Here is a 2,274-nt window from a genome sequence, read left to right as displayed (position 1 = left end):
TACGCTCAGCATGGCATTCACAGCCACATCCAGGCTGCCATCGGTACCGTTCTTGAAGCCCACCGGGCTGGACAGGCCGGAAGACATTTCCCGGTGTGTCTGGCTCTCGGTGGTACGCGCGCCAATGGCGTTCCAGGCGATCAAGTCCTGCAGGTACTGCGGGGTGGTCGGGTCCAACGCTTCGGTGGCGGCGGGCAGGCCTAGCTCAGCCACATCCAGCAGCAGCTTGCGGGCGATATGCAGGCCGTCTTCCACCTTGAAGGAATCGTTCATGTAAGGGTCGTTGATCAGCCCTTTCCAGCCCACAGTGGTACGCGGCTTCTCAAAGTAGACACGCAGCACCAGGTAGATGGTGTCGCTCACCTCGTCGGCCAGCTTCTTCAGCCGGGCGGCGTATTCCATGGCGGCGTCCGTATCGTGGATAGAGCAGGGGCCAATCACCACGAACAGGCGATGGTCCTTGCGGTCCAGAATATTACGGATGGTCTCGCGGCCGCTGATCACAGTCTGGCGGGCGTTATCGCTGAGGGGCAATTTTTCCTTCAGCGCGTTGGGCGTAATCAGTACGTCCTGCGAGGCAATGTTAAGGTCGTCTACCTGCTTGTCGGTCATGATGTGCTTTGCTACCTGTAGTTGCTGGAGGCCCCGTGCCCTGTTCTTGCGCGGCGGGCTCTGGCTGACACTCCCTTTGTAGAGGTCCAGCAGTCTAGCGGAATCAGGCGGCCAGAGAAATATCAAGGGGCCTGTCTGTGCCATAGGGTGGGCAATGAAGGGCGACCATCAGCTACGAGCTACGAGCTACGAGCTGCTAGCGACTAGGCGCGAGGTAGCCCCTCTGGGTTATGCATAGTCAGTGCCCGCGTTCAGGCCGAGTCCCCGTGCCTGGCAGTGAACGGGTTGTTCTCGCAGCTAGAAGCTCGTAGCTAGCAGCTAGATTCCTGCAATCAGCTCTTCCACATACGCCGGCACCAGTTCGCTGGCCAGGCCGTGCTGGTGCTCCGCAAAGGCGGTGAGTCGCTGGGAGGGCTCCAGATTCAGTTCCACGGTGTGTGCACCATGGCGGTTGGCCTCTTCTACAAAGCCGGCGGCCGGGTACACGTTGCCACTGGTGCCGATGCTGATAAAGCGGTCACACTGGGACAAGGCGCGGTAGATGGCTTCCATTTGCAGGGGCATTTCCCCGAACCACACCACATGAGGGCGCAGGCAGCCTTTGCCGCCGCAGAGCGGGCAGGGCAGGTTGACGGTCAGGTCGTGGTCCAGCTCTACCAGGCCGCCGCTGGTCTGGCAGCGGCCCTTGAGCAGTTCGCCGTGCATGTGGATCAGGTTGCGGCTGCCGGCGCGTTCGTGGAGGTCGTCAATGTTCTGGGTCACCAGCAGTACCTTGCCCGCCGGGAAGGCTTTCTCTAACTTGGCCAGTGCCCGGTGGGCCGCATTGGGCTGAATGGCCGGTGTGAGTAGCTGTTGGCGGCGCTGGTTGTAGAAGTTCTGCACCAGCAGGGGATTGCGCAGGAAGGCCTCCGGGGTGGCCACATCTTCTACCCGGTGGTTTTCCCACAGCCCGTCCGCCGCCCGGAAGGTCTTGATCCCGGATTCCGCAGAGATTCCGGCGCCGGTAAGTATTACAATGTTTTCAGCCATTTATCCGCCCGTATTACGTAAGGTTTCAGATTCTATGGACACCATTATCGACCAACAGGAAAACCTCAGCCTGCCACCGCGCGGTAACGTGACCCTGCTTCACTTTCACCAGGGCATGGTACTGCTGGTCGGCGAAGACGCGGTGGGCCTGTATCGCGACCGGGTTGCCATTGATGACCCTCTGGCCAATGGTGTCATCGGCTACGAAACCATTCCACCTTCATTACAGCCGCAGTGGAGCGAGGTGTGCGGTTTTGTCCGCGAGCACCAATCCGGCTTTGTTGGCTTGAATGAAGGGGGCGTGCTTTTTATTCGCCCGGATGGTGTGGCGCTCTATCCCAGTGGCATGCATGCGTTGCAGAATCAGGAAATGAGCTGGTTGATTCCCTTTCCGCCATTGAATGCGTAAATAGAGACGCAGAATGCGGCATGCGACACGCAACACGGAAAAGCAAAATCGTCGTAACCCCCGGGCATTAGAAGCGTGGGTGCGGCATTGAAGAGATGAATAGACCTGTATCGCGTTGTTGCGTTGAGCGTGACGCGTGCAGCGAAAACGGAGTTTTTTTATGGCCGAAGAAACAACCCGCCTGCGTTTGCGTACGCTCACCGAAGACGATTACCCGGCGCTGG

3 protein-coding genes are annotated in these 2,274 nt (G+C 59.3%); 1 reads left to right on the top strand and 2 read right to left on the bottom strand.

The window, feature by feature from the left end; all coding sequences use genetic code 11:
• A partial coding sequence (locus A3754_RS21230) for a 3-deoxy-7-phosphoheptulonate synthase (protein ID WP_063521263.1) occupies positions 1 to 612 on the bottom strand: 612 nt, incomplete at its 3' end.
• A 318-nt stretch (positions 613 to 930) separates the two neighbouring features.
• The gene (cobB, locus tag A3754_RS21225; RefSeq protein ID WP_063521262.1) at positions 931 to 1,641 is read right to left on the bottom strand and encodes a Sir2 family NAD+-dependent deacetylase; all 711 of its coding nucleotides are present in this window, start codon (positions 1,639 to 1,641) and stop codon (positions 931 to 933) included.
• A 34-nt stretch (positions 1,642 to 1,675) separates the two neighbouring features.
• Between cobB and A3754_RS21220 the strand changes: the two genes are divergently transcribed.
• Positions 1,676 to 2,050 carry a hypothetical protein gene (locus A3754_RS21220; protein ID WP_063521261.1) on the top strand — a complete coding sequence of 125 codons (375 nt, stop codon included), beginning with the start codon at positions 1,676 to 1,678 and terminating at the stop codon, positions 2,048 to 2,050.
• The last annotated feature ends 224 nt before the right edge of the window (positions 2,051 to 2,274 follow it).

It is taken from the genome of Alcanivorax sp. HI0083 (assembly GCF_001635175.1).
The sequence above is the reverse complement of the archived record's forward strand: the minus strand, read 5'-3'. Positions and strand labels throughout refer to the sequence as shown.